Below are 247 nucleotides of genomic sequence, written 5' to 3'. Positions count from 1 at the left end.
GAGTTTAACCAGCTTATTGTTCCAGTTTACGATAAACTAAGATATAAAATGCAGTTTATGGATGTACTTCATAACTCTGAGGTAAAGGATAGGATTAAGAGTTTAATTATCGATAAAATAAAGCATAGAGAGCCATTCTGTTTTATAAGACTTAGTGATGGGGAAGGTTATATTTTCTCAAACACAGAGGGTTACATGAATATCGATGATATTAAAAATAGGGAACGTCATTGGTGGGGGTGTGAGC

Annotated in this window: 1 protein-coding gene; it reads left to right on the top strand. The window is 34.0% G+C overall.

The features are described 5' to 3' along the window. Nucleotides 1-48: 48 nt before the first annotated feature. Nucleotides 49-247 (top strand): hypothetical protein (locus AAEY97_RS21435; RefSeq protein ID WP_351001401.1); only part of this gene is annotated, 199 nt, incomplete at its 3' end.

Source organism: Shewanella sp. TB7-MNA-CIBAN-0143 (assembly GCF_040310065.1).
In the GTDB taxonomy this organism is placed as follows: Bacteria; Pseudomonadota; Gammaproteobacteria; order Enterobacterales; family Shewanellaceae; genus Shewanella.
The sequence above is the reverse complement of the archived record's forward strand: the minus strand, read 5'-3'. Positions and strand labels throughout refer to the sequence as shown.